This window comes from Streptomyces sp. NPDC059003, assembly GCF_042740445.1.
Classification (GTDB): Bacteria; Actinomycetota; Actinomycetes; order Streptomycetales; family Streptomycetaceae; genus Streptomyces.
The window spans coordinates 50,757-70,583 of the sequence record NZ_JBHYJH010000004.1; the positions used below are offsets into that span (position 1 = coordinate 50,757).

16 protein-coding genes and 1 pseudogene are annotated in these 19,827 nt (G+C 72.5%); 6 read left to right on the top strand and 11 right to left on the bottom strand.

The window, feature by feature from the left end; translation table 11 throughout:
- Window positions 1-73: 73 nt before the first annotated feature.
- Complete coding sequence (locus tag ACFWZ5_RS03490) at window positions 74-1,090, top strand: winged helix-turn-helix domain-containing protein (RefSeq protein WP_384786326.1); 1,017 nt, start codon at window positions 74-76, stop codon at window positions 1,088-1,090.
- A gap of 61 nt (window positions 1,091-1,151) precedes the next feature.
- On the opposite strand, the gene ACFWZ5_RS03495 is transcribed toward ACFWZ5_RS03490, so the two are convergent.
- The 4 genes from ACFWZ5_RS03495 to ACFWZ5_RS03510 form a co-directional block, all read right to left on the bottom strand.
- On the bottom strand, window positions 1,152-2,453 hold the full coding sequence (locus ACFWZ5_RS03495) for an ATP-grasp domain-containing protein (RefSeq protein ID WP_384786329.1): 1,302 nt from the start codon (window positions 2,451-2,453) through the stop codon (window positions 1,152-1,154).
- Window positions 2,454-2,523: 70 nt separating this feature from the next.
- Window positions 2,524-3,192: a hemerythrin domain-containing protein gene (locus ACFWZ5_RS03500; protein ID WP_384786332.1), complete on the bottom strand. Its 669-nt coding sequence runs from the start codon at window positions 3,190-3,192 to the stop codon at window positions 2,524-2,526.
- A 46-nt stretch (window positions 3,193-3,238) separates the two neighbouring features.
- Entirely contained in the window at window positions 3,239-5,893 is a 2,655-nt protein-coding gene (locus ACFWZ5_RS03505; protein WP_384786335.1) for a BTAD domain-containing putative transcriptional regulator, read from the bottom strand.
- 73 nt (window positions 5,894-5,966) lie between these two features.
- Entirely contained in the window at window positions 5,967-6,539 is a 573-nt protein-coding gene (locus tag ACFWZ5_RS03510) for a hypothetical protein (RefSeq protein WP_384786338.1), read from the bottom strand.
- 135 nt (window positions 6,540-6,674) lie between these two features.
- On the opposite strand from ACFWZ5_RS03510, the gene ACFWZ5_RS03515 reads away from it, so the two are divergent.
- Complete coding sequence (locus ACFWZ5_RS03515; protein ID WP_384786341.1) at window positions 6,675-8,168, top strand: glycoside hydrolase family 5 protein; 1,494 nt, start codon at window positions 6,675-6,677, stop codon at window positions 8,166-8,168.
- Window positions 8,169-8,176: 8 nt separating this feature from the next.
- Window positions 8,177-9,442 (top strand): glycosyltransferase, encoded by a 1,266-nt coding sequence (locus ACFWZ5_RS03520; RefSeq protein ID WP_384786344.1) that lies wholly within the window; start codon window positions 8,177-8,179, stop codon window positions 9,440-9,442.
- A 60-nt stretch (window positions 9,443-9,502) separates the two neighbouring features.
- Here ACFWZ5_RS03520 and ACFWZ5_RS03525 read toward each other — a convergent pair whose 3' ends face one another.
- The 3 genes from ACFWZ5_RS03525 to ACFWZ5_RS03535 all read right to left on the bottom strand — a co-directional run bounded on the left by ACFWZ5_RS03525 (window position 9,503) and on the right by ACFWZ5_RS03535 (window position 12,173).
- Window positions 9,503-10,552 carry a methyltransferase gene (locus ACFWZ5_RS03525; protein ID WP_384786347.1) on the bottom strand — a complete coding sequence of 350 codons (1,050 nt, stop codon included), beginning with the start codon at window positions 10,550-10,552 and terminating at the stop codon, window positions 9,503-9,505.
- A 202-nt stretch (window positions 10,553-10,754) separates the two neighbouring features.
- Entirely contained in the window at window positions 10,755-11,084 is a 330-nt protein-coding gene (locus ACFWZ5_RS03530; RefSeq protein ID WP_384786350.1) for an STAS domain-containing protein, read from the bottom strand.
- A 255-nt stretch (window positions 11,085-11,339) separates the two neighbouring features.
- Complete coding sequence (locus tag ACFWZ5_RS03535; protein WP_384786353.1) at window positions 11,340-12,173, bottom strand: SDR family NAD(P)-dependent oxidoreductase; 834 nt, start codon at window positions 12,171-12,173, stop codon at window positions 11,340-11,342.
- 249 nt (window positions 12,174-12,422) lie between these two features.
- On the opposite strand from ACFWZ5_RS03535, the gene ACFWZ5_RS03540 reads away from it, so the two are divergent.
- Window positions 12,423-13,271, top strand: a complete 849-nt coding sequence (locus ACFWZ5_RS03540) for a class I SAM-dependent methyltransferase (protein WP_384786678.1) — start codon at window positions 12,423-12,425, stop codon at window positions 13,269-13,271.
- Window positions 13,272-13,371: 100 nt separating this feature from the next.
- On the opposite strand, the gene ACFWZ5_RS03545 is transcribed toward ACFWZ5_RS03540, so the two are convergent.
- The 3 genes from ACFWZ5_RS03545 to ACFWZ5_RS03555 form a co-directional block, all read right to left on the bottom strand.
- On the bottom strand, window positions 13,372-13,767 hold the full coding sequence (locus tag ACFWZ5_RS03545) for a PPOX class F420-dependent oxidoreductase (protein WP_384786356.1): 396 nt from the start codon (window positions 13,765-13,767) through the stop codon (window positions 13,372-13,374).
- Window positions 13,768-13,931: 164 nt separating this feature from the next.
- Window positions 13,932-15,335 carry a vanadium-dependent haloperoxidase gene (locus ACFWZ5_RS03550; RefSeq protein ID WP_384786359.1) on the bottom strand — a complete coding sequence of 468 codons (1,404 nt, stop codon included), beginning with the start codon at window positions 15,333-15,335 and terminating at the stop codon, window positions 13,932-13,934.
- Window positions 15,336-15,482: 147 nt separating this feature from the next.
- Window positions 15,483-15,974 carry a MarR family winged helix-turn-helix transcriptional regulator gene (locus ACFWZ5_RS03555; RefSeq protein WP_384786362.1) on the bottom strand — a complete coding sequence of 164 codons (492 nt, stop codon included), beginning with the start codon at window positions 15,972-15,974 and terminating at the stop codon, window positions 15,483-15,485.
- A gap of 169 nt (window positions 15,975-16,143) precedes the next feature.
- On the opposite strand from ACFWZ5_RS03555, the gene ACFWZ5_RS03560 reads away from it, so the two are divergent.
- Window positions 16,144-17,274, top strand: coding sequence for a GDSL-type esterase/lipase family protein (locus tag ACFWZ5_RS03560; RefSeq protein WP_384786366.1), 1,131 nt, complete (start codon window positions 16,144-16,146; stop codon window positions 17,272-17,274).
- A gap of 579 nt (window positions 17,275-17,853) precedes the next feature.
- Here ACFWZ5_RS03560 and ACFWZ5_RS03565 read toward each other — a convergent pair.
- Window positions 17,854-18,450 (bottom strand): hypothetical protein, encoded by a 597-nt coding sequence (locus ACFWZ5_RS03565; protein WP_384786368.1) that lies wholly within the window; start codon window positions 18,448-18,450, stop codon window positions 17,854-17,856.
- Between the two features lie 476 nt (window positions 18,451-18,926).
- Between ACFWZ5_RS03565 and ACFWZ5_RS03570 the strand changes: the two are divergent.
- Window positions 18,927-19,811: pseudogene (locus ACFWZ5_RS03570) on the top strand (chitinase); the annotation flags it as partial.
- Window positions 19,812-19,827 lie beyond the last annotated feature (16 nt).

Here is a 19,827-nt window from a genome sequence, read left to right on the forward strand (position 1 = left end):
AACGGCATTCCCGGAGGATCGGCCGCAACGGTGCCGGACGAGGCACACGTCGTACGGGGGGCGGGGGAAGTCCGTGGTGTACCGCATTCACTTCACGGTCGACGATCTGGCGCGCACGCGGGTGGCGCCGTCTCCGCTGCCGCTGATGGAACTGAGCGCGGCCGTGCGGATCCTGCAGCAGGACCACCATCCGGTGCGCTTCGGGGCCTGGCGGCGTCGCGCCCTCGCCGGCCTGCGTCCCGAGGCCCGGATGGTCCTCGACCTGATACGGCCCCGCCGCCCGGCGCCCACGTTCCTCACGCGCGCCGAGGCCGGAAGGCCGCAGGAACTCCTGGAGCGGGTGCGCGCCACACCCCGCACGCAGATCCACGAGGACCTGGCGCACGTGGCCACCGCGCAGCCGCTCCCGGCGTGGGCGCGAGGCCTGGCCGACGACCGCGACCTGCTCCGGCAGCTCTACGACGGCCTGGAGCACCTCTACGCCGTGCTGCTGTCCCCCCACTGGCCGCAGCTCACCAGCAGCGCGACCGCCGACCGGGGGATCCGGGCGCGGCAGGCCCTCACCGGAGGCATGGAAGAACTGCTCGCCTCCGCGAACCCCCGTCGGATCCGCTGGAATCCCCCCGTCCTGGAAGTGGCGATGGCCTCGGGCCTCGACGGAGACCTGTTCCTGGAGGGCCGGGGGCTGCTGCTCGTCCCGACCTTCTTCGGCCTCGCCTGGCCCGCGCTCGACATCGACGCCGCACCCCAGCCGGTCCTGACCTGCCCCGCCCAGCACGGCCAACCCCCAGGCACACAGTCGCTGTTCGCACCGCAGGACCGGACCCGCGCGAACCCGTCAGCGCTGGCGGCGCTCCTCGGCCACACCCGGGCCGCGGTGCTCGACGCGATCGCCGAGCACCCCGGCTGCTCCACCAAGGAACTCGCCCTGTTCGTCGGCGTCGCACCCCCCAGCGCCAGCGAACACGCCACCACCCTCCGCACGGCCGGACTGATCCACACGGTCCGGCACCGCAACACCGCACTCCACACCCTCACCGCCCTCGGCACCGGCCTGCTCAACGCGCCGGGAGACCCCTCCCACGGCTGAGACGCGGCCGGTGCCGCGGGCGCGGCGTGGGCGGGTGCGACGGGTACCGCCACGGGAGGTCTCACGAGGCCTTGGCCAGGCCGTGGGTCAGGGGCGCCGGGCGGAGCGCGCTCACGGCGGTGGGGGAGAGCAGTTCGGTGTACAGGCCCGCGGCCTCCCAGGTGCGCAGGATCGCGTAGTCGCGTTCGAGGGCGGCCTGGTCGGGGCCCGTCAGATAGACGAAGCCGGGGGACGTCGCCAGGTCCGTGGTCGGGCGCAGGCGCGCGCCCGGCCGCACCAGGGGCATCAGGGTGTCCACCGTGGGCAGGGACGCCACCAGGCGCTCCCAGTCGGCCGAACGCACCACACCGGCCGCCTGGTTGATCAGCGACACATAGCGGACGCGTCCGGGCCAGCGCAGCGTCGGCTCGGCGCCGACCGGCGTGCCCGCGCCCAGGAGCAGGTCGGCAAGGAGGCCCGCGTGCGAGGCGCCGGTGTGGCGGGCGGTGACCTGAGGCAGGACACCGCCGCCGAGGCGGGCCCCGGCCTCGATCAGGACCGGGCCGCGCGCGGTGACCATGACCTCGCTGTGCGCCGCGCCATGGCGCACGCCCAGCGCGGTGAGCGCCGCACGCACATAGGCGTGCAGCACCCCGGTGTCCGGGGCGGCGGGGTCGCTCGGCTCCTCGTAGTCGTACACGGGAAAGCGGCCGTCGACCGTGCGCTTGGTGTACTGCCACGACTCGGTGACCGTGTGGTGGCCGTGCTCCGAGAGGGTGTTGACGTAGAACTCGCGTCCCGTGAGCCGCTCCTGGACCAGCGCGCGCCGGTTGGCGTCGCCGAAGAAGTTCGGCGAGGTGAGGACGGTGTGGCAGGCGTCGGCGATCTCGGCGGCCCCGCGACAGAACCAGACGTTGTCCGACGCCGAGCTGTCCACGGGCTTCACGACGACGTCCGTGAGTCCCTGTCCCGCGCACCAGCGCACGGCCTCGCCGGGGGACTCGACCACCGTGTCGGCGACGGCGGCGAGCCCGGCCCGCCGCAGCGCCGCCGACATCAGCGGCTTGCTGCGCCGCAGGGCGCTGCTCAGCGGGGGATTGCCCGGCAGGCCGAGGGCCTGCGCGAGGTTCTCGGCGAGCAGCACACCGGTCTCGGCCCCGGCCACCACCTGGCGCACCCGCAGCGCCCGCAGCGTGAGGACCAGGCGGGCGAAGTCGTCGATGTAGCCGAAGTCCTGTTCGTAGAGGCGGGGTTCGAAGGACGCGGTCATGGTCCTCGGAAGGCGGGGGCGGCTGCGGATGTGGAAGCACTCGGCTCCCCGCTGGTGCAGTTCCCTGGTCAGATGCCGGCCCGACGAAAAGCCGTCGACGATGGCGATGCGCATGGTGGTGAAGTCTTTCCCCGTGGTGGTTCAGCGTGCGATCTGTGGTGCTGGTGCGGTGGCCGTCGTGCCGTCAGTGCGCGTGGCCGAAGGTCTGGGCCTCGTGGGCGGCGTACGCCACGAGCAGCGGCTCGATGACCGTGGCGGGCGGCAGCAGACGGCGGTCGTCGGCGGTGGCGTACCGCCACAGCCAGGGCAGCATCCACGAGGCGAGCTCGGGCGGCGTGGACGCGCGGATCTCGGCCTCGGCCGCGGCGTACCGCGCGCCGCTCACATGGCGCCGGATGACGGGGAAGAGCTGCTGCTCCTCGGCGTCGATGTGCGCGATGAGCAGGTCGCGCTGCTCGGCGAGGAGCACGGCGAGCCGCGGCGCGTGGCGGGCCGGGTCGTCGGCGAAGTGCGTGGCGGCCTCGTCGGCGGCGTCCTGGAGCTGGTCCAGGGCGTCGTGCTCCCCGACGTAGGGGGAGAGGTCGACGGCGTCGCCCGCCGCGTCCGCGATCACCGGCCACAGCCGGTCGTCCTCGTTGCGGTGGTGGTGGCGCACCGCGGCGTTGTACCGGTGGACGTACGTGGCGATGGCGCCGGCCCGCGCGGGCGGCATCGTCGAGGCGTCGGCCTCGGACAGGAGCGCGGCGAGGCGCGCGATGTCGACGAGGATGGCGCGGTGGCTCAGGCGGATGCCGGTGAGGTCGGGCAGGGCCGACGCCGTGTCAGCCGACGGCGGGGTGATGCTATTGGTCATGGCGTTCACAGTGCGCTGTGGCAGTCAATGCCAGGTCAACGACTGATCAACGGTCCGTCGGGCCGCGTTCAGGGCGCTGCATCACGGCTCCCAGCTGCTGCAGCCCCTCCACCGTGGTGAGGGCCTCGCCGGTGGCGTCCGCCACCCGCATGAACGGCGTCACTGCCGCCAGGTCGGGCTGCCGCGAGCCGAGGGCCCGGTACACCCGCGCGACGAAGCGGCCGCGCGCCGCGGGGCTTTCGGGGTCCTCGGCGTCGCCCGCGTAGCGCGCGGCCGTGCGCATCGTGCTCTCGGCCTCCTCGGGCCGGTCCGTCGCCCAGAGCACCACGGCCAGCAGGATGCGCACCATGTAGTGCCGCATGGGGTTGCCCGTCTCGGCCGCGCAGTCCAGCGCGACACGGAGGTCGGCCTCCGCCGCGTCGTGCCGCGCCGCGAGAAAGGCGAGCCAGGCGCGGATGTGCAGGGCCCGCGCCTGGTACTCCGGGTCCTGCTGGGCCTTGGCCAGATCGACGGCGACCCCCGTGATCCGGATGATGTCCAGGTAGTGGGCGCGGCCCATGAAGTGCCCGCTGATCGCGATGACGGTGAGCAGCTCGACGGCCTGGCGCAGCGCGTGCGAGCCGCAGGGCAGCAACTGGGCCACGGTGGTGGTCAGCAGGGCGTGCTCGGCACCGAACCACTCCCGGACCTCCTCGATCCCCGCGAAGCCCACGCCCGCGTACCGCTCCGGGCGCGGCCAGGCGTGCGGCGGCTCGGGGGACGCGACGGCCCGCGCGGCCCGCATCACGGTCGCCAGGAGCAGTTCCCCGACGCGCAGGAGGGCCTCCTCGCGCTCCGTGGCGCTCTCGGTCTCCTCGGCGTGCCGGCGGGCGTACAGGCGCAGCAGGTCGTGGAAGCGGTAGCGGTCCGGAGTGGGGGACTCGAGCATGCCCGCGTCCACCAGGGTCTCGGCGAGGCGTTCCGCGGTGCGCTCGTCCGTGTCGAGGAGGGCGGCCGCCACCGGCAGCGGGAAGTCCGGCGCGTCCGACAGGGCGAACAGCCGGAAGGCGCGGGCGGCGTCGGCGGCCAGGGCCTCGTAGCCGAGCCGGAAGGCCGGAGCGACGGCCAGGTCGCCGACGCGGAGCTCGTCGAGCCGTGCGCGCTCGTCCCGAAGGCGCTGGTCCAGCGAGGCGATGGTGCGGCCCGGGCGGCCGGCGAGCCGTGACGCCGCGATCCGTACGGCCAGCGGCAGTCGGCCGCAGGCCGTCACCAGGGAGCGCGCGGCCTCCGGCTCGGCGGCGACGCGCTCGGGGCCGACGATCGCGGTGAGCAGCGCGAGCGACTCGTCCTCGGGCGGTACGTCGAGTTCGAAGCGCCGCGCACCGGGCACGGCCAGGTCGCGGGCGCGGCTGGTGACCAGGACGGCGCACCCGGCGGTGCCGGGAAGCAGCGGGCGGATCTGCTCGGCGTCCCGGGCGTTGTCGAGGACGAGCAGCGCACGCCGGTCCGCGAGGAGGGTGCGGTAGAGCGCGGCCCGCCGCTCCAGGTCCAGTGGGATCTGGTCGGACGGGGTGCCGAGGGCCGCCAGGAAGTCGGCGAGGACGCTTGCCGGGTCGACGGGGGAGCTGCCCGCGCCGAGGTCCACGTGGAGGCGCCCGTCGGGGAACGCCGCACCGAGCGCGTGCGCGACATGGACGGCGACGGTGGTCTTGCCCACGCCCGCGGTGCCGCTGAGCGTGCACACCGTGACGGCGTGACCGGGGCCCGCGCTGCCGCTCAGGAGCGCCGTGCGGATCGTGCCGACCGCCTCGGCGCGGCCGGTGAAGTCGGAGACGTCGGCGGGCAGCTGCTGCGGAAGCGGGCGGGCCGGGGACGCGGTCCTGGGCGTGCCCGGGGGCGTGGACCGTGGCGCGCCCGGGGCCGCCGCACCGCCGGTCCTCGCCGGTTCGGCGGGCGCCGCGAGGCCCGGGTCGGCGGCGAGGATGCGGCGCTGCAGTTCGGTGAGGGCCGCCGACGGCTCCACACCGAGCTCGCCGCGCAGCGCGTCGCGCGCGGCACGGTGGACGGCCAGGGCCTCGGCCTGGCGCCCGCAGCGGTACAGGGCGAGCATGAGCAGTTCGCTCAGGCGCTCGCGCAGCGGGAACTCGCCGACCATGGTCTGCAGCTCCGGTACGGCCTTCGCGTGCATCCCCAGGTCGAGCGCGTAGCCGAACTGCGCCTCGCGCGCCGTGGAGCGCACCTCCTCCAGACGGCTGCGCTCGCGCTGCGCCCAGGGCCCCGGCACGCCGACGAGCGGACTGCCCCGCCACCGCGCGAGCGCCCCGGCAAGCCGGTCGTACACGGCTCGGGTGTCGCCGCTGCGGTCGGCCACCTCCCGCTCGAAGAGCAGGGAGTCGACCTCGACGTCCGCCGCCCGCAAGGCGTACCCGCCCGGCACGGACGGCAGCACCTCACCGCCGTCCCCGGGGCGCCGCTCCGGTTCGAAGGCGGTCCGCAGCCGCGAGACGTAGGTGAGCACCGTGCGGTGCGCCGTACGCGGCGGCTCCTCGCCCCACAGCCCGTCGACCAGATCGTCCATCGAAACGGCCCGGCCCTCGCGCAGCAGCAGCATGGCGAGCACCGCCTGTTGCTGAGGGGAGCCGACATTGAGCGGATCGTCACCGACTCGGCCGCTGACCGGCCCGAGCAGTCGAAAACAGAGCTTCCCCCGCTGACCGTGCACGTTCCCCGCCGCCCCGATTCCACGCCCCGGCAGTGTCAGGCCGAGGTCCGTCCCGAGAGTCTAGGACGACATCTCATCCCCCGTTACTGCCGCCCCCATTGCCACCTCCGCAGCCGTTTCCCTCACCGCCACCACCGCGACCGCCGTAGAGCGCCTGCGCAGCCGTCCGCGTCTCCTGCCCGGCCGCCGCACACGCCCGCGCCCGCTCCGACTGCCGTTTGTCGAAGGCCCTGTGCGCCTTGTGCGCCGTGCGGGCGAGAGCGTCGATGTCGGCGCCGTCCCGCTCGCGGTACGCCGTGCGGACGGCCTCGCGTGCCGCGGCGTCGGCCGCGGCCAGGAAGCGCTGCCGTGCCGGCGCGCTCTCGTACTCCCCGCGCAGCCGGCGTCGCTCGTCGCCCGTCCGCTTGCGTCGCCAGGGGGCCCACCACGGCACGCGTGGCAGGGCCGGCATCGGATGCGCCTGCTCCCACTGCGCGGCCGCGTGCTCGCTCGCTTCCCGCCCCACCCTGTCGAGCGCGGTCTGCGCCTCCTCCGCCCGCTGTTCGACCTGCGGTAACGCGGGCCCTTCCCGGACGGGCTGCCGGCACTGCCGCACGGTGCGGGCCGCCTCCTCGTACTGCCGTCGCAACTCCTCGTGCGTCGCCATCCACCCATGCTTGCCGCTCTCCGCCGGGACCGGTCCGGTGGCGCAGGACTCTTGATGGTGCGTCAGGAACAGGGGTTGGATGGCCTGCACATGCGGCCCGCCCGCGCGGGCCCGTCGAGTGCCGGAGGTCCGTGTATGCGCCCGCGCCGTGCCCGCCACCTGCGCCGTTCCGTTCTGGCCGCTCTTGTGGGCCTGATCGCCGTCGCCCTCCTGGGCGGCGGGCTCACCCCCGCCGCCCAGGCGAGACCCGACGAGGTGCGCGAGCGCGGACCGGCGGCGGTGGACGGCATACCCCGGCTCACCGACGAGCGCGGCCGGGCGCTCACCCTGCGCGGCTGGAACGTCGAGGACAAGACGCACCACGGCGACGACGCGCTCAGCGCCATCACCGAACGGCACTTCAAGGACCTGCGCGCGCACGGGTTCAACTTCGCGCGGCTGCTCGTCTTCTGGGACGACCTGGAGCCCGACCGCGGGCAGTACAGCACGGCGTACCTGCGCAAGATCCGCCGCATTCTCGACTGGGCCCACGAGCACCGGATCCACGTCGTACTCGACGCCCACCAGGACGTGTTCGGGCCCGCCTTCGGCCACCGCGGCATTCCCCGCTGGGCGACGCGGACCGACGGGCTGCCGTTCACCCCGCACCCCGACGACTGGTTCGCCGAGTACTTCGAGCCCGCCGTCCAACGCGCCTTCACACACCTCTACGAGGACAAGGACCTGCGCACCGCGCAGGCCCGCATGTGGCGGCTGCTCGCCGACCGCTTCGGCGGGCACCCGGCCGTCCTCGGCTACGACCTGATCAACGAGCCGATGGCCGAACTGCGGGACGGCGAGGACCTGGCGACCGCCGCACGCCGCATCGAGGCCACCCACCTCACCCCCCTGTACAACCGCCTCGCGGACGCGATCCGCACCCGGGACCGCACCAACTGGCTGTTCGTCGAACCGACCCCCATCGTCGGCGAGGGCGTCCCCACCGGCCTCGGCCGGATCGAGGACCCGCGCGTCGTCTACGCCCCGCACTTCTACAACGCCGCGATGGAGGCGGGCGCCGACTACGACCCCGCGGCGGGCTGGATCGAGACGTACGAGCGGGCCGTCACCGCGTACCCACGCCAGTACGCGCTCCCCGTCGTCGTGGGGGAGTGGGGGCCGCTGAACAGCGGACTGCCGAACATGCGCCGCTTCCACGACGACGCACTCGCCTCCTTCGGCCGCTACTCCTCCGGCTGGGCGGGATACGTGTGGTGCTACGGCGGCGGCTACTGCGCACTCGACCGCGAGGGACACTTCCGTACGAACAAGGAGCGCACCGCCACGCCGTACGCCCCCGCGGTCGCGGGCGCCGTCCGCGAGGACGCCCACGACCCCGACAGCGCGACGTACCGCCTCACTTACCGGGCCGACCGCCGCTCCGGCGCCACCGAGGTGTCCGTGCCACCTGGCCCGTACGGGTGGCGGATCGGCGTGTCGGGCCGCGGGGCGTGGGTGAGCGAGCGGAGCGTGCCGCCGGGTCGTGCGGCACGCGTGTGGGTACGGGCGGCGCACGGGGCCGATGTGCGGGTGACGGTGACGCCCGCGGCGGCTGAGGTGGCGGCGCCGCGTCATGGTCCCCGGCCATAGTGGCCACCATGCGTATCGCAATCATGACGGCGGGCTCCCGAGGCGACGTGGCACCCTTCACCGGCCTGGGGGCCGCCCTGGTCCGGGCGGGGCACGACGTGACCCTGGTGACGCACGGCCTGTTCGAGGAACTGACGGAAGGCACCGGCCTGGGCTTCCACGCACTCTCCGTCGACCCGCGCGCCGAGCTCGAGTCGGACGCGGGCCGCGGCCTGCACCGCAGCACCACCGGCGTGGGCAAACTCCGCCGCGCCCTCAGCATGGCCAAGGCCATTGCCGTCGACCTCGCCGACGACATGCTCGCCGCCGCGCGGGACACCGACGCGCTGATCGTGTCCGGCCCGGCGGTGCCGCTCGGCTGGACCATCGCCGAGGGCCTGCACCTCCCGAGCATGGGGGTGAACCTCCAGCCCCTGCACCCCACGCGCGTCTTCGCGCCGCCCTTGACCGGGACGCGCTCCCTGGGCCCCGCGGCCAACCGCCTGGCCGGGCGCGCCGTCGGCGCGGCCGTCGAGTCGGTCTGTGCCGAGGCGGCACGCGGCATCAGGTCCCGGCTCGGCCTGCCGCCGCGCGGCCTCACCGCCGCCCGCAGAGCACGCGAACGCCAGGGCTGGCCGGTCGCCCACGGCTTCAGCCCCGCGGTCGTGCCCCGACCGCGCGACTGGCGCCCCGGCCTGGACGTCGTGGGCTACCTGTGGCCGCACGACGAGCGTCAACTCCCGCCGGACCTCGACGACTTCCTCGACGCGGGCCCCGCCCCCGTCTTCGTCGGCCTGGGCAGCGCCACCGTCCCCGAGCCCGAGCGCCTCAGCGGCCTGGTGGTCCGCGCCCTGCGCACGGCGGGCCTGCGCGGCGTCATCCAGCAGGGCTGGGCGAACCTCGCCGCGAGCGGGGACGACATCCTCACCATCGGCGACGTCCCCCACCACCGCCTGTTCCCCCGCACGGCCGCGGTGGTCCACCACGCGGGCGCCGGTACGACCGCCGCGGGACTGCGCGCGGGCGTACCGGCCGTGCCGCTGCCCGTCCAGTTCGACGAGACCTTCTGGGGCAACCGGCTCGTCGCCCTGGGCACGGCACCGTGCTCCCTGCCCCTGCGCAAGGTCACGGCAGACACCCTCGCCGCCGCCCTCGTCCGGGTCACCAGTGACTCCTCGTACCGCACCCGCGCCCAGGCCCTGGCCGCCCGCCTCGCCGCCGAGGACGCCGTCGGCCCCGTACACGCGACGCTCCTGCGCCTCGCCGACACGGAGGGCGCTCGGAGCCGTCGCTGACGGGTGGGGCCCGGATGCGGCGGTCGGTCCGCCGCGGTCAGTGGTCCGGCGCGGCCCCGGTCAACGGTCCGCCGCGGCCTCGATGGCGCAGTACGGGGCGGTGTCCGGCAGCGGGGTCACCGAGACGACCGAGAGGCCTGCCGCCCGGCACACCGTCTCGAAGTCCGCCCGGGTCCGTTCCCTGCCGCCCACGTTCACCAGCATGTTGAGGTCGCTGAGATAGCTGAACCCGGCGGACCGGGGGTCGACGACCTCCGGCAGCACGGGCTCGATGATCAGCACGCGGCCGTCGGAAGGCAGCGCCGCGCGGCAGTGACGGAGGATCGTGACCACCTGCTCGTCCGACCAGTCGTGCACGATGCTCTTCATCATGTACAGGTCGGCGCCCTCGGGCACCGAGGCGAAGAAGTCGCCCGCCACCAGGGAACAGCGCTCCTCAAGACCGTGGCGCCGCAGCGTCTCCGGGCCCTGGGCGAGGCCCTCCGCGCTGTCGTACACGATGCCGGTGAGGCCCGGGTGCGCGCGCAGCACCGCGCTGAGCAGGGTGCCGTCACCGCCGCCGACGTCCATGACGGTGGTGAACCGGGCGAAGTCGACGGCGCCCGGAAGCGCGGCGGCGGTCCGCCGGGTGCCCTGGCTCATGGCGGTGTTGAACTCGGCGGACAGATCGGGGTGTTGCTTGAGGTGGCCGAAGAAGTCCGTACCGAAGATCGCGTCGAAGGCGACGTCGCCGGTGCGGACGCTGTCGTCGAGGTGTTCCCAGGCCCGGAGCATGGCCGGCTCGGTGAACATGCGCACGAGGGACGTCACCGACGAGGGGTGGCCGGGGTCGAGGAGCGCGCCCGTGGGCGTGACCGAGAAGGTGCCCGGAGCGTGTTCCCGCAGCATGCCGAGGCTGGTGAGCGCGCGCAGCAGCCTGGTCGTGGGCTGGGGCGCGGCCGAGAGCTCGGCGGCCAGGTCGGCGGCGGTCCACTGCTTGTCGCCGATCAGCTCGACCACCCTCAGCCGGACGGCCGCGCGCAGCGTCTGCGCCGCGAGGCTCCCGAAGACGAGCTGGGTGATGGCGCCCGCGTCGGCGGTACCCGCCGCCCGTGCCGCGTCATTCGTCATGGATTGGACCTTCCTTCCGTCAAGGCCCCTGCCGTCGCAGCGCGACGGGGCCGCCGAAGTCGTCCCCCGAAGTCGTCCGCCGAACGGAGTATGGCTGCTTGCGGTTCATGGGGCGAGAGTGCCGGGGCGGAAGGACCCATGGGTGGGACGGCCCGGTCGACGAGTGGGATCCGGACCGCGCGTCGACATCGGGGCCCGTGTGTCAACGCCCGCCGCACACAGCGGCGTCCGGGAGGTGCTGCGGCGGGGCCGTCGGAGCGGGCAGCTGCGGTTGTACGTCGAAGAGCCTGGCCAGGCCGGCGTGCCGGAGGATCCGCAGGAAGCGGGTGCCGTCGGCGACGAGCCGCAGCCGGCCGTGCCGTTCCAGGGCGCGGTTGTGCGCGCGGCACAGCAGTCCGAGTCCGGCGCAGTCGATGAACGTCACCGCGCGCAGGTCCAGGATCAGGTCGGGATACGGGCCGGCGGTCAGGGTGTCGAGGTGCGCGGTGACGGCCGGGGCCGCCAGGAGGTCGACGTCGCCGTACAGCGCCACGACGGTCGCGCCGCCTCCTGCGCCCGCATCGCTGGCCGCACTTGCCGTGCCTTCTGCGCGGCGCGGTCCTGGCCCGGTATGGATATGGAGCATGGAGACAGCAAAGCCGTGACGGCGGGTGAGCGGTAGGGCCACTCGGTCCCTTCCTGGCTGTTGGTGCGGGCCTCGTTCACGTGATCGAGGCCCGCACCCTCTGCCGCATCGAGGTCAGCGCTTCACCCCACCGCGGAGTTGGCGCTTCATGGCGCCGTGAGGTCAGCCCGGTGCCAGGCGGCTGAGGGACTCCCAGGCCCGGTACTGCTCGGTGCGGGCCTGGCCCATCTCCTGGACGAGGTCGAACGACCGGCTGCCGACGATGAGCCGCCGCGGCGGGTCCGGCAGGGCGGCCAGTTTCAGGATGACGGGCGCCGCCGTGGCCGGGTCCGGGCCCGCGTCGTCGCCCCACATCTCCGCCAACTGGGCGCGCAGCGCCTCGTAGCCCGGGTCGGGTGCGGTCGCGGTGATGCCCGCCGTGAACAGCCCGGTGGAGTACCCGCCCATCTGTACGACGGTGACCTTGATCCCGAACTGCTCGACCTCCATCGCGAGGGCCTCGCTGACCGAGTCGAGCGCGGCCTTGCCCGCCCCGTAGAAGCCGACGGAGGCCATGCCGCCGCCGCTGCCCATCGACGTGATCTGGAGGATGCGTCCCGAACCCTGTGCGCGCAGGTGGGGGAGCACGGCCTGGGCGACCCACACCGCACCGAAGAAGTTCACGTCGAGATGCCCGCGGATCTGCTCCTCCGTGGCCTCCTCGACCATGCCGTACAGCAGACCGCCGGCGTTGTTGACCACGACGTCGAGCCGGCCGACGGCGGCGACGGCCTCGTCCACCGCCGCGAAGACGGCGCGGCGGTCGGAGACGTCGACGGAGAGCCGCACGAGGGCGTCCGGGTACTTCTCGGCCAACTCGGCGAGCGGGCCGATGTCCCGGGCGAGGGCCACGACACGCTGCCCGTCGGCGAGGGCGGCCTCGGTGAAGGCCCGCCCGAGGCCCCGGGACGCGCCCGTGATGAACCAAGTCCTGGCGCTCGACTCGGAATGCGACACGGAACCCGCCAGGGAACCTGATGTGGAATCCGACATGGAATACCCCCTCTTTCGCGCCCGGCGCGCACGGCGTTCTCGCAGCGGTGTCGCGCGCGGTGCCGCTCACCCTACCTCAACGAGACGGAGCGTTCCGTCGCGCGCGGGTGCCGTGCGGGAAATTCGTTACGTCCCCCGGCGCTCGGTCCGCCACCCTGGCACGTTCAGGCCGTCGGGCAGACAGAGGTTCTCCGAGAAGGGTGGTGGGTGGCTGTGGCCGCCGACTGGGAGTGGGACGACACGTTGTTCGCGGGCGCCGCCGCGTACTACGCGCGGGGAAGGCTGCCGTACGCCCCCGGGCTCGCGGACGTGCTGGCCGAGGCCCTGGAGCTCGACGGGCGGGGACGCCTCATCGACGTCGGATGCGGGCCGGGCACCCTGGCCCTGAGCCTGGCGCACCTGTTCGGCGAGGTCGTGGGGGTGGACCCGGACAGTGGGATGATCGCCGAAGCCGAGCGCGAGGCCGCCGAGCGCGGCGTGACCGGCAAGGCGCGGTGGGTGCGGGCCCGGGCGGAGGAACTGCCCGCCGGTCTGGGCACGTTCACCGTCGCGACCTTCGGGCAGTCCTTCCACTGGATGGACCGCGACCTGGTGGCGGCCACGGTCAGAGGCATGCTCGCGCGCGGCGGGGCTCTGCTGCACATCTCGGACCTGAAGGCGGAGCCCGGAGCCGTCGACGGCCTCCCGGCCGTCGACAGCCTTCCGCATCCGGCGGTGCCGTACGCGGCCGTGCGGGACCTCGTCACGCACTACCTGGGGCCGGTGCGGCGGGCGGGCCGGAGCGTACTGCCGCAGGGAACCCCCGACGGCGAGGCGGCGGTGCTCGCCCGGGCGGGATTCACCGGCCCCCAGCGCCATGTCGTCCCCGGCGGGCAGGCGTTGGAGCGTACGGAGGACGACGTCGTCGCCGGAGTGTTCTCGATGTCGTTCTCGACGCCCCACCTGTTCGGCGCGCGCCGCGACGACTTCGAGGCGGACCTGCGCCGACTGCTGCGCGACGCCTCCCCGACGGGCCGGTTCTCCGAACGCCGACCCAGTACCGAAGTCTTCGTCTGGAACTAGCCGGAGCCAGCCCGAACTAGCTGGAGCCAGCCGGAACCGGCTGGAACCAGCGCCCCGCGAATCCCGCCTCCGGACCCGCCGCCCGGCCCTTCGCCTCCCCTCAGACCTTGAACCCGGTGACCTTCTGAGGCGTCACGCGGACGATCAGCCGGACCTCGTCGTCCGACTCGTTCGGCGGGTCCTGGCTGAGGTACTTGTGCGAGAGCCGGTGGGGCAGTTCCTTCTTCGGGTCGTCGATGAGCTCGGCGGTGCCGCGGATGTCGACCGACTCGTACGGGTTCGCGAGGTCGAAGACGGTGAGGCTGATCCGCGGATCCCGGGCGAGGTTCCTGGCCTTGAGCCGCCCCGCCGTGGTGGAGAACACCACGGTGTCCCCCTCCCTGCCGATCCACACCAGCGAAGTCTGCGGCGCGCCGTCCTTGTTGAGCGTGGCGACGGTGGCGAAGTTCTTCCCGTCCAGCAATGCGCGTGTGGCCTCGTTGAACTCCACGGACACGGTTGCCCCTTTCTGTCGGTTCTCAGCGACGCGGCTTGCGGCGTCGCTGCGTACGCATAGGTCGAACACGGGAAAGGGGCGCTGTCTTCCCTGTTGAAACATCAAGTTCTGGGCGCGGCGTGGTGAGGGCGCCGCGCCCCGCTCATCGGCTCCGGTCGCTCCGGTCAGGAGGGGATGGGCTTGAGCTTGTTGGTGACGACGTGCTCGGCGATGTCCTCGCCGAGTCCGAGGCCGTCGGTGGCGTCCCAGGGGTAGTGGACGCCGAGGTAGACGCGGCTGTCGGCGTTCTCCTTCGCGGCCTGGCTGAAGCTGGTGTAGGAGCGGGTCTTCACGGTGGCGTGCGGGTCTTCGGTGGTCAGGCTGAAGCTGATGTTGTCGCTGCCGAAGTACCGCTTCATGACCCCGGCCCAGGCACCCGCGAACGCGGCGTGGCCGGAGGCCCAGGCGGGGAAGCAGGGCGTGAAGTTGACGTTCGAGCGGTTGGCCGAGAGCGGCTTCCAGGACGTGTCGAGGCCGCCGTCGCGGATCGCGGAGACCGGGCGCCACAGGTCGATGGGCGTTTGGTACTTCACGTCCCATTCGGCGATCGACGCGTCGGCCATGGCGAGCGAGACGAGCGCGAACAGGCGGGCGTTCTGGTAGGTGGTCAGGCCGCGTGCGGTCGCGACCTCGCGGGTGTGCTGCAGGAGCTGGCCCGGCGGTTTGTAGGTGCCGTCGAGGTCGTTGGCCCAGAACCAGGCGATCGCGGTCTGTTCATTGGTGCGCTCGGTCGAGTTGACCGCGCCGAGCCGCCGGACCTCGTCGACCTGCTTCTTGTACTCCGTGCTGGCCAGGAGCTTGTCGTAGGTCCCGTACAGCTGCGGGGTCGGCGGCCGGAACGTGGAGCCGGACGGGATCGCGAACGGCTTGACCAGGCCCCAGTTGGGCGTGGCGGCCTCGGACGCCTCGTCGCACTTGGGGTCGGGCATGTCCGCGTAGCTGGTGGGCCGCCAGGCACCGGGTACCCCGTCGGCGGTGTAGACGCGCTGGTCGTCGGAGCCGTCGGCCTTCCGGGCGTCGCGCATCTGCGTCACCATCTTGTTGACGACCGTGGTGTCCAGGAGGTCGAAGTCGGTCGGCTTGGTGCCGAACCGCTCCATGAACTTGTTGTCCAGGTAGGCCGTCTGCTCGGGAAAGAGGCCGAGCAGAATGTTGTAGGCGGTGCGCCCGATGACCCGCTCCTCCTCCCCGGGGCCCTCGATCCAGGCGGTGTAGTGGGACGCTGCGATGTACGGCTCCGAGGTCATCTTGTGCCAGCGCAGACGGTAGGAGCTCTCCGCGTCGTAGATGGCTCCGTTCAGCATGGCCGCCGACCGCGCCAGCGGCCCCGGCGCCCCGCCCCGGCCGCGCATCAGCTGCAGCAGGACGTCGTTCCAGTAGTGCACCGGATCGCCACTGTAGTTCGGCGCGGCCACCGCGGCCTGCGGGGTCAGCGTCAGTGAACCTCCGGTCGCCGCCAGCACGATGGCGACGGCCACGGCCCGGCGCCGCATCGCCCCTGATCTTCGCTGTCCCTTGTGGATCCTCATGCTGAAGTCCCCCTCGTGTCCGCGGAGATGAGTGAAGGTGGTGGCTCGAGTGCGCCCTCGCTGATGGGTATGCCGTCAAGGCATACAACGTTAGCGGCATCGGCTGTTGCTGCCGGTGGAGGGAACAAGTCGTCCGGGTGCGTGACCTCACCCTGCGTCGGCCGGGGGTGCGGCGGTGTTCTTCGCCGCGTCGGGGTGGACGGTGTCGCGGAGGATCCGCAGGCTGCTGAGCAGATCGCCCAGCTGTTCCGGGGTGAAAAGGCCCGTGAACCAGCGCTCGATCTCGTCGAGGTGGTCGCCCAGTACGCCGCGCAGCCGCTCTGCGCCTTCGGGGGTCAGGACGGCGTAGGTGCTGCGCCGGTCGTCGGCGCTCGACTCGCGGCGGGCCAGGCCGCCGCGTTGCAGTCGGTCCACAAGCCGCGTGACGCCGCTGGTCGACAGGGACAGCTGGGCGGCCAGGTCCGTCATCCTGAGCCGCTCCCCGGGGGTGCGGCTCAGCCGTGTCAAGGCGTTGAAGTCCAAGGACGAAAGGCCCGACTTCTCCATGGTCGGCGACAGTTTCGCCATCAGCCCGTCGTGGGCTTCGAAGAGCAGGCCGGCCGCGGTCAGGCGGGGGTCGTCGAACACATCGGGATCCATGCCTCCCATCCTATCCGCAGGTGCTTGCCGTGCGGATAGTTGACGTGCGGAATATCTACGGGGTAGAAATCTGCTTGCTGCGCGGATATTCCTCGCATCAACTAAATGGGGTTCGCTTGGCGGCACCGCTCGACCGCGCAGCCCATGTCACGAAGAGGGGTTCACCACCATGACCACCACCTGGGTCGCAGGCTTCCGCTCCGCCGTGCTCAGCCCGCATGAGGCCACACAGCTCAAGCCCTCCCGCCACTTCCACGACCAGACGCTGCGCCAGATCCTTCACCTCGACGGCGGGGGCGAGGCGCTGCGCGTCCTCCTCAGCAATGAATACGGCAAGGAACCCCTGGTCATCGCGGCGGCACACATAGCCGTCCGCACCACAGGCAGCGCCGTCGACCCGGCCACTGACACCGCGCTCCGCTTCGACGGTGCCACGGAGGTGGTCATCCCCGCCGGGGGGCGGCTCCACAGCGACCCGGTGGCCCTCGCGGTGTCCGCCGGACAGGACCTGGCGCTGACCCTCCACCTCGCCGAGGACACCGGCCTTGCGACGTACTCCCACACCCCGTCGCAGAACGCCTACCTGCTGCCCGGCAACACGGTCGCGGCGGACTTCACCGGCGCCGAGGAGATCGACGGCCGCTACTTCGTCACCGGCGTCGACGTCCTCGCTCCCGAAGGCACCACGATCGCCGTCGCGTTCGGAGACTCCTGGTTCGAGGGTGTCGGCACCTCCACCGGCACCAACATGCGCTTCCCCAACCAGCTGAACCGCCGCCTCGACCACGGCTGGGTGGTCAACCAGGGCATCGGCGGCAACCGCCTGCTGACCGACGAAGTCGGCCTGCGCGGCCTCGCCCGCTTCGAGCGCGACGTCCTCCAGGTGCCCGGCGTCAGCCACGTGCTCTTCCACTTCGGACTCAACGACGTGGGCCTGCCCGGGATGACCGGCGAGCCCCCGGCGACCGCCGAGGACCTGATCGCGGGCTTCACCGCACTCGCCGACCGTGCGCGTTCGCACGGTCTGCGCACCATCGGCATGACGATGGGCCCCTACGCCGGCACCATCTACCCCGGCGTCGACACTCCCGAAGGCCGTGCGGTGCGGCGCGAGGTCAACGCGTGGATCCGTACGTGCGGCGTCTTCGACGCCGTCGTCGACGTCGCCGCAGCCGTCCAGGACCCGGACGCGCCGGAGTCCATCCGGGCCGACCTCGACAGCGGCGACCACCTGCACCTCAACGACGCGGGCGTGCAGGCGATGGCCGCCGCCGTCGACCTCGCGCACCTGCGCCTGTGAAGGGGTGGGCCGCCTCGGCCCTTCAGGCGATCCGCGAGGGCGAGGAGCAGGTACGGGTTCGCGACCTCGGGGATGGCGCAGTCCAGCACTCCGCGGTTGCGGGCGTTGTTGAAGTACAGGCTGCCGTGCAGGAGCTGCGTGGCGGCTATCTCCGTCCAGCTCGCGGACTTGCCCTTGACCGACACGCTGTTCCGGTCGAAGGAGACGCGGCCATAGGTCAACGTCTCGCCCCGGTGGAGCCGGTGGAGCCGCCCGTCGCCCCATCGCTCGCCGGTGAAGCCCTTCCCGTCCCCGGCCCCCATTCGCCAGCGGCCGAGGCGGGCCTGCTCCGCCACGGCCGCCAGGTGACCATCAGGTGCGGGAATCGGATCTCGGTCGGTCATGGCGCCCCCGTAACCAGCGGCTGTCGGCCATCAGTTCCTGCGACTACGGCGATCAACCTGGACCACGTGGTCGCCCGGGGGCGGGGCGGGCGCATGGATGTGATGGGGCCGGTGGTATGCCGTCACCGGCCCCATCGGGGGGAAGGCGCCAGAGGGCTGCTGTGAGCGCACGGCCTTGCGCACAGGGCAGGGGTGTTCAGTCGATGCGGACCGGGTTCTTGGTGCCCGCGGGGCCGTAGCCGCACATGGAGGGCGCCATGACGTGCTGCGGGCTGCTCCAGCCGGCGCACTGATAGCCGGAGTGGCCGTACCAGTCGTGGCCGAACTCGTGCGCCGCCAGGAGCCGTTGGTCCCTGACGCCGCCCATGTACAGTGCGATGCGCTGCCCGCGACCCCAGTTGCAGCCGACGATCCTGCCGCCCCCGCCGCAGTCGGTGATGTAACTGTTGCGGCACTCCACCGGGGTGTCGCTGCCCGGGGTCTCATTGAGGTTCGCCCAGGCGGCCGCTCCCTGGCCGATGACCGCGGCGTACTGTCGGCAGGAGGCCGTGAGGTGATAGGCGCGGTCGGAGGGGACCGGCCAGCCGCCCGGTGGGGGTTCGAAGGTCCCCGGGCCCGCTGTGGTGAGCGCCGTGAGCTCTGCCGCCGTGATGCCGTGGCCCTCGGCCGGGGCATCGGCCGCGGCGGGTCGGCCTTGGGGGGAGGGGGCGGCCTGGGCTCCGGAGCCCAGGAATCCGATGGCGACCGTCACCACTGCCGCGACAACGGATCTCAGGAGCAGGGTCTTTCGCATGCTTCTCCTCCTGGTGTGGGGGTGTGCCGGCGAAGACTCGCCGACTGGCGCGCCGCTTGGTCTGGGCCAACGGCGCGGCCTGGTCCCAGAGTTCGCAGAAGTACGGCCGGAGAACAATCCGGGTATCGGTAGGTAGCGGTACGCATCAAATGCGGAGGAGGGCTCTCCGGGGTGAGGGTCGGGCCCTGCCGTGTGGTCCAGACCGTTGACCGTATTGGTCCATGCCAATACGCTCCGAGTGCGTGACTGTGCACGGTCAACAATGGTCGACCACGGTCAGATCAGCGGCTCGGCACGGTCAGCAGATCCATGAGCGACGGGCGGCGGTCACGCGCGGACGCGCCGTCCGGACCACCCATCCGGAACCGACGACACTCGAGGGAGTCCCCTTGAGATCCCCCACTGGCAGACGCTTTCCGAGACGGGCCACGACAGCGCTCGCATGCCTGGTGCTCCCGCTCGCCGCCCTGACCGCTCCGGCGGAGGCGGCCGACGCCACCCCGGCCGCCACCGGCGACGGGCGGGCCCCCTTCGTCCAGGCCGCGCCCTACCTCTACCTGGGCTGGGGCAACCCGCCGAGCGCCACCGACGTGATGCGGGCCACCGGCATCAAGTGGTACACGATGGCGTTCATCCTCGCCCGCAACGGCTGCAACCCCGCCTGGGACAGCCAGCGCCCCCTCACCGGCGGCGTGGACGAGTCCACCATCAAGGCGATACGCGCGGCCGGCGGCGACATCGTCCCCTCCATCGGCGGCTGGAGCGGCAACAAGCTCGGCCCCAACTGCTCCACCCCACAGGCCCTCGCGGGCGCGTACCAGAAGGTCATCGACGCCTACCGCCTCAAGGCGGTCGACGTCGACATCGAGAACACCGACGAGTTCGAGAGCCCGGCGGTGCAGGACCGCGTCCTCGGCGCCCTGAAGATCGTCAAGCAGAACAACCCGGGCATCAGGACGATCCTCACCTTCCCGACCCTCAACACCGGCCCCAACTCCTGGGGGAACCGCCTCATCGAGCGCTCCAAGGCCCTCGATGCGAACATCGACAACTTCACGATCATGCCGTTCAACTTCGGCGGCCACGCCGACATGTACGGCAACACCGTCAAGGCCACCGAGGGCCTCAAGACCAAGCTCAAGTCCGTGTACGGATGGTCCGACACGGAGGCCTACGCGCACATCGGCATCTCGGGCATGAACGGCAACAGCGACGTCGGCGAGGTCACCACGCCCCAGATCTGGACCCAGATCCGGGACTGGTCCAATGCCCACCACATCGGCCGCTTCGCCTTCTGGTCGGTCAACCGCGACCGGCCTTCCTGGCAGTTCACCTCCATCACCGCCGGCTTCACCGGCTGATCTCCTTCACCGGCTG

Excerpts from the sequence above, each read along its gene's own strand:
- ACFWZ5_RS03510 (WP_384786338.1), bottom strand. The coding sequence starts at position 6,539 with ATGGCGACGCACGAGGAGTTGCGACGGCAGTACGAGGAGGCGGCCCGC.
- ACFWZ5_RS03495 (WP_384786329.1), bottom strand. The coding sequence starts at position 2,453 with ATGCGCATCGCCATCGTCGACGGCTTTTCGTCGGGCCGGCATCTGACC.
- ACFWZ5_RS03555 (WP_384786362.1), bottom strand. The coding sequence starts at position 15,974 with ATGGATCCCGATGTGTTCGACGACCCCCGCCTGACCGCGGCCGGCCTG.
- ACFWZ5_RS03560 (WP_384786366.1), top strand. The coding sequence starts at position 16,144 with ATGACCACCACCTGGGTCGCAGGCTTCCGCTCCGCCGTGCTCAGCCCG.
- ACFWZ5_RS03525 (WP_384786347.1), bottom strand. The coding sequence starts at position 10,552 with ATGACGAATGACGCGGCACGGGCGGCGGGTACCGCCGACGCGGGCGCC.
- ACFWZ5_RS03515 (WP_384786341.1), top strand. The coding sequence starts at position 6,675 with ATGCGCCCGCGCCGTGCCCGCCACCTGCGCCGTTCCGTTCTGGCCGCT.
- ACFWZ5_RS03550 (WP_384786359.1), bottom strand. The coding sequence starts at position 15,335 with ATGAGGATCCACAAGGGACAGCGAAGATCAGGGGCGATGCGGCGCCGG.
- ACFWZ5_RS03500 (WP_384786332.1), bottom strand. The coding sequence starts at position 3,192 with ATGACCAATAGCATCACCCCGCCGTCGGCTGACACGGCGTCGGCCCTG.
- ACFWZ5_RS03520 (WP_384786344.1), top strand. The coding sequence starts at position 8,177 with ATGCGTATCGCAATCATGACGGCGGGCTCCCGAGGCGACGTGGCACCC.
- ACFWZ5_RS03565 (WP_384786368.1), bottom strand. The coding sequence starts at position 18,450 with ATGCGAAAGACCCTGCTCCTGAGATCCGTTGTCGCGGCAGTGGTGACG.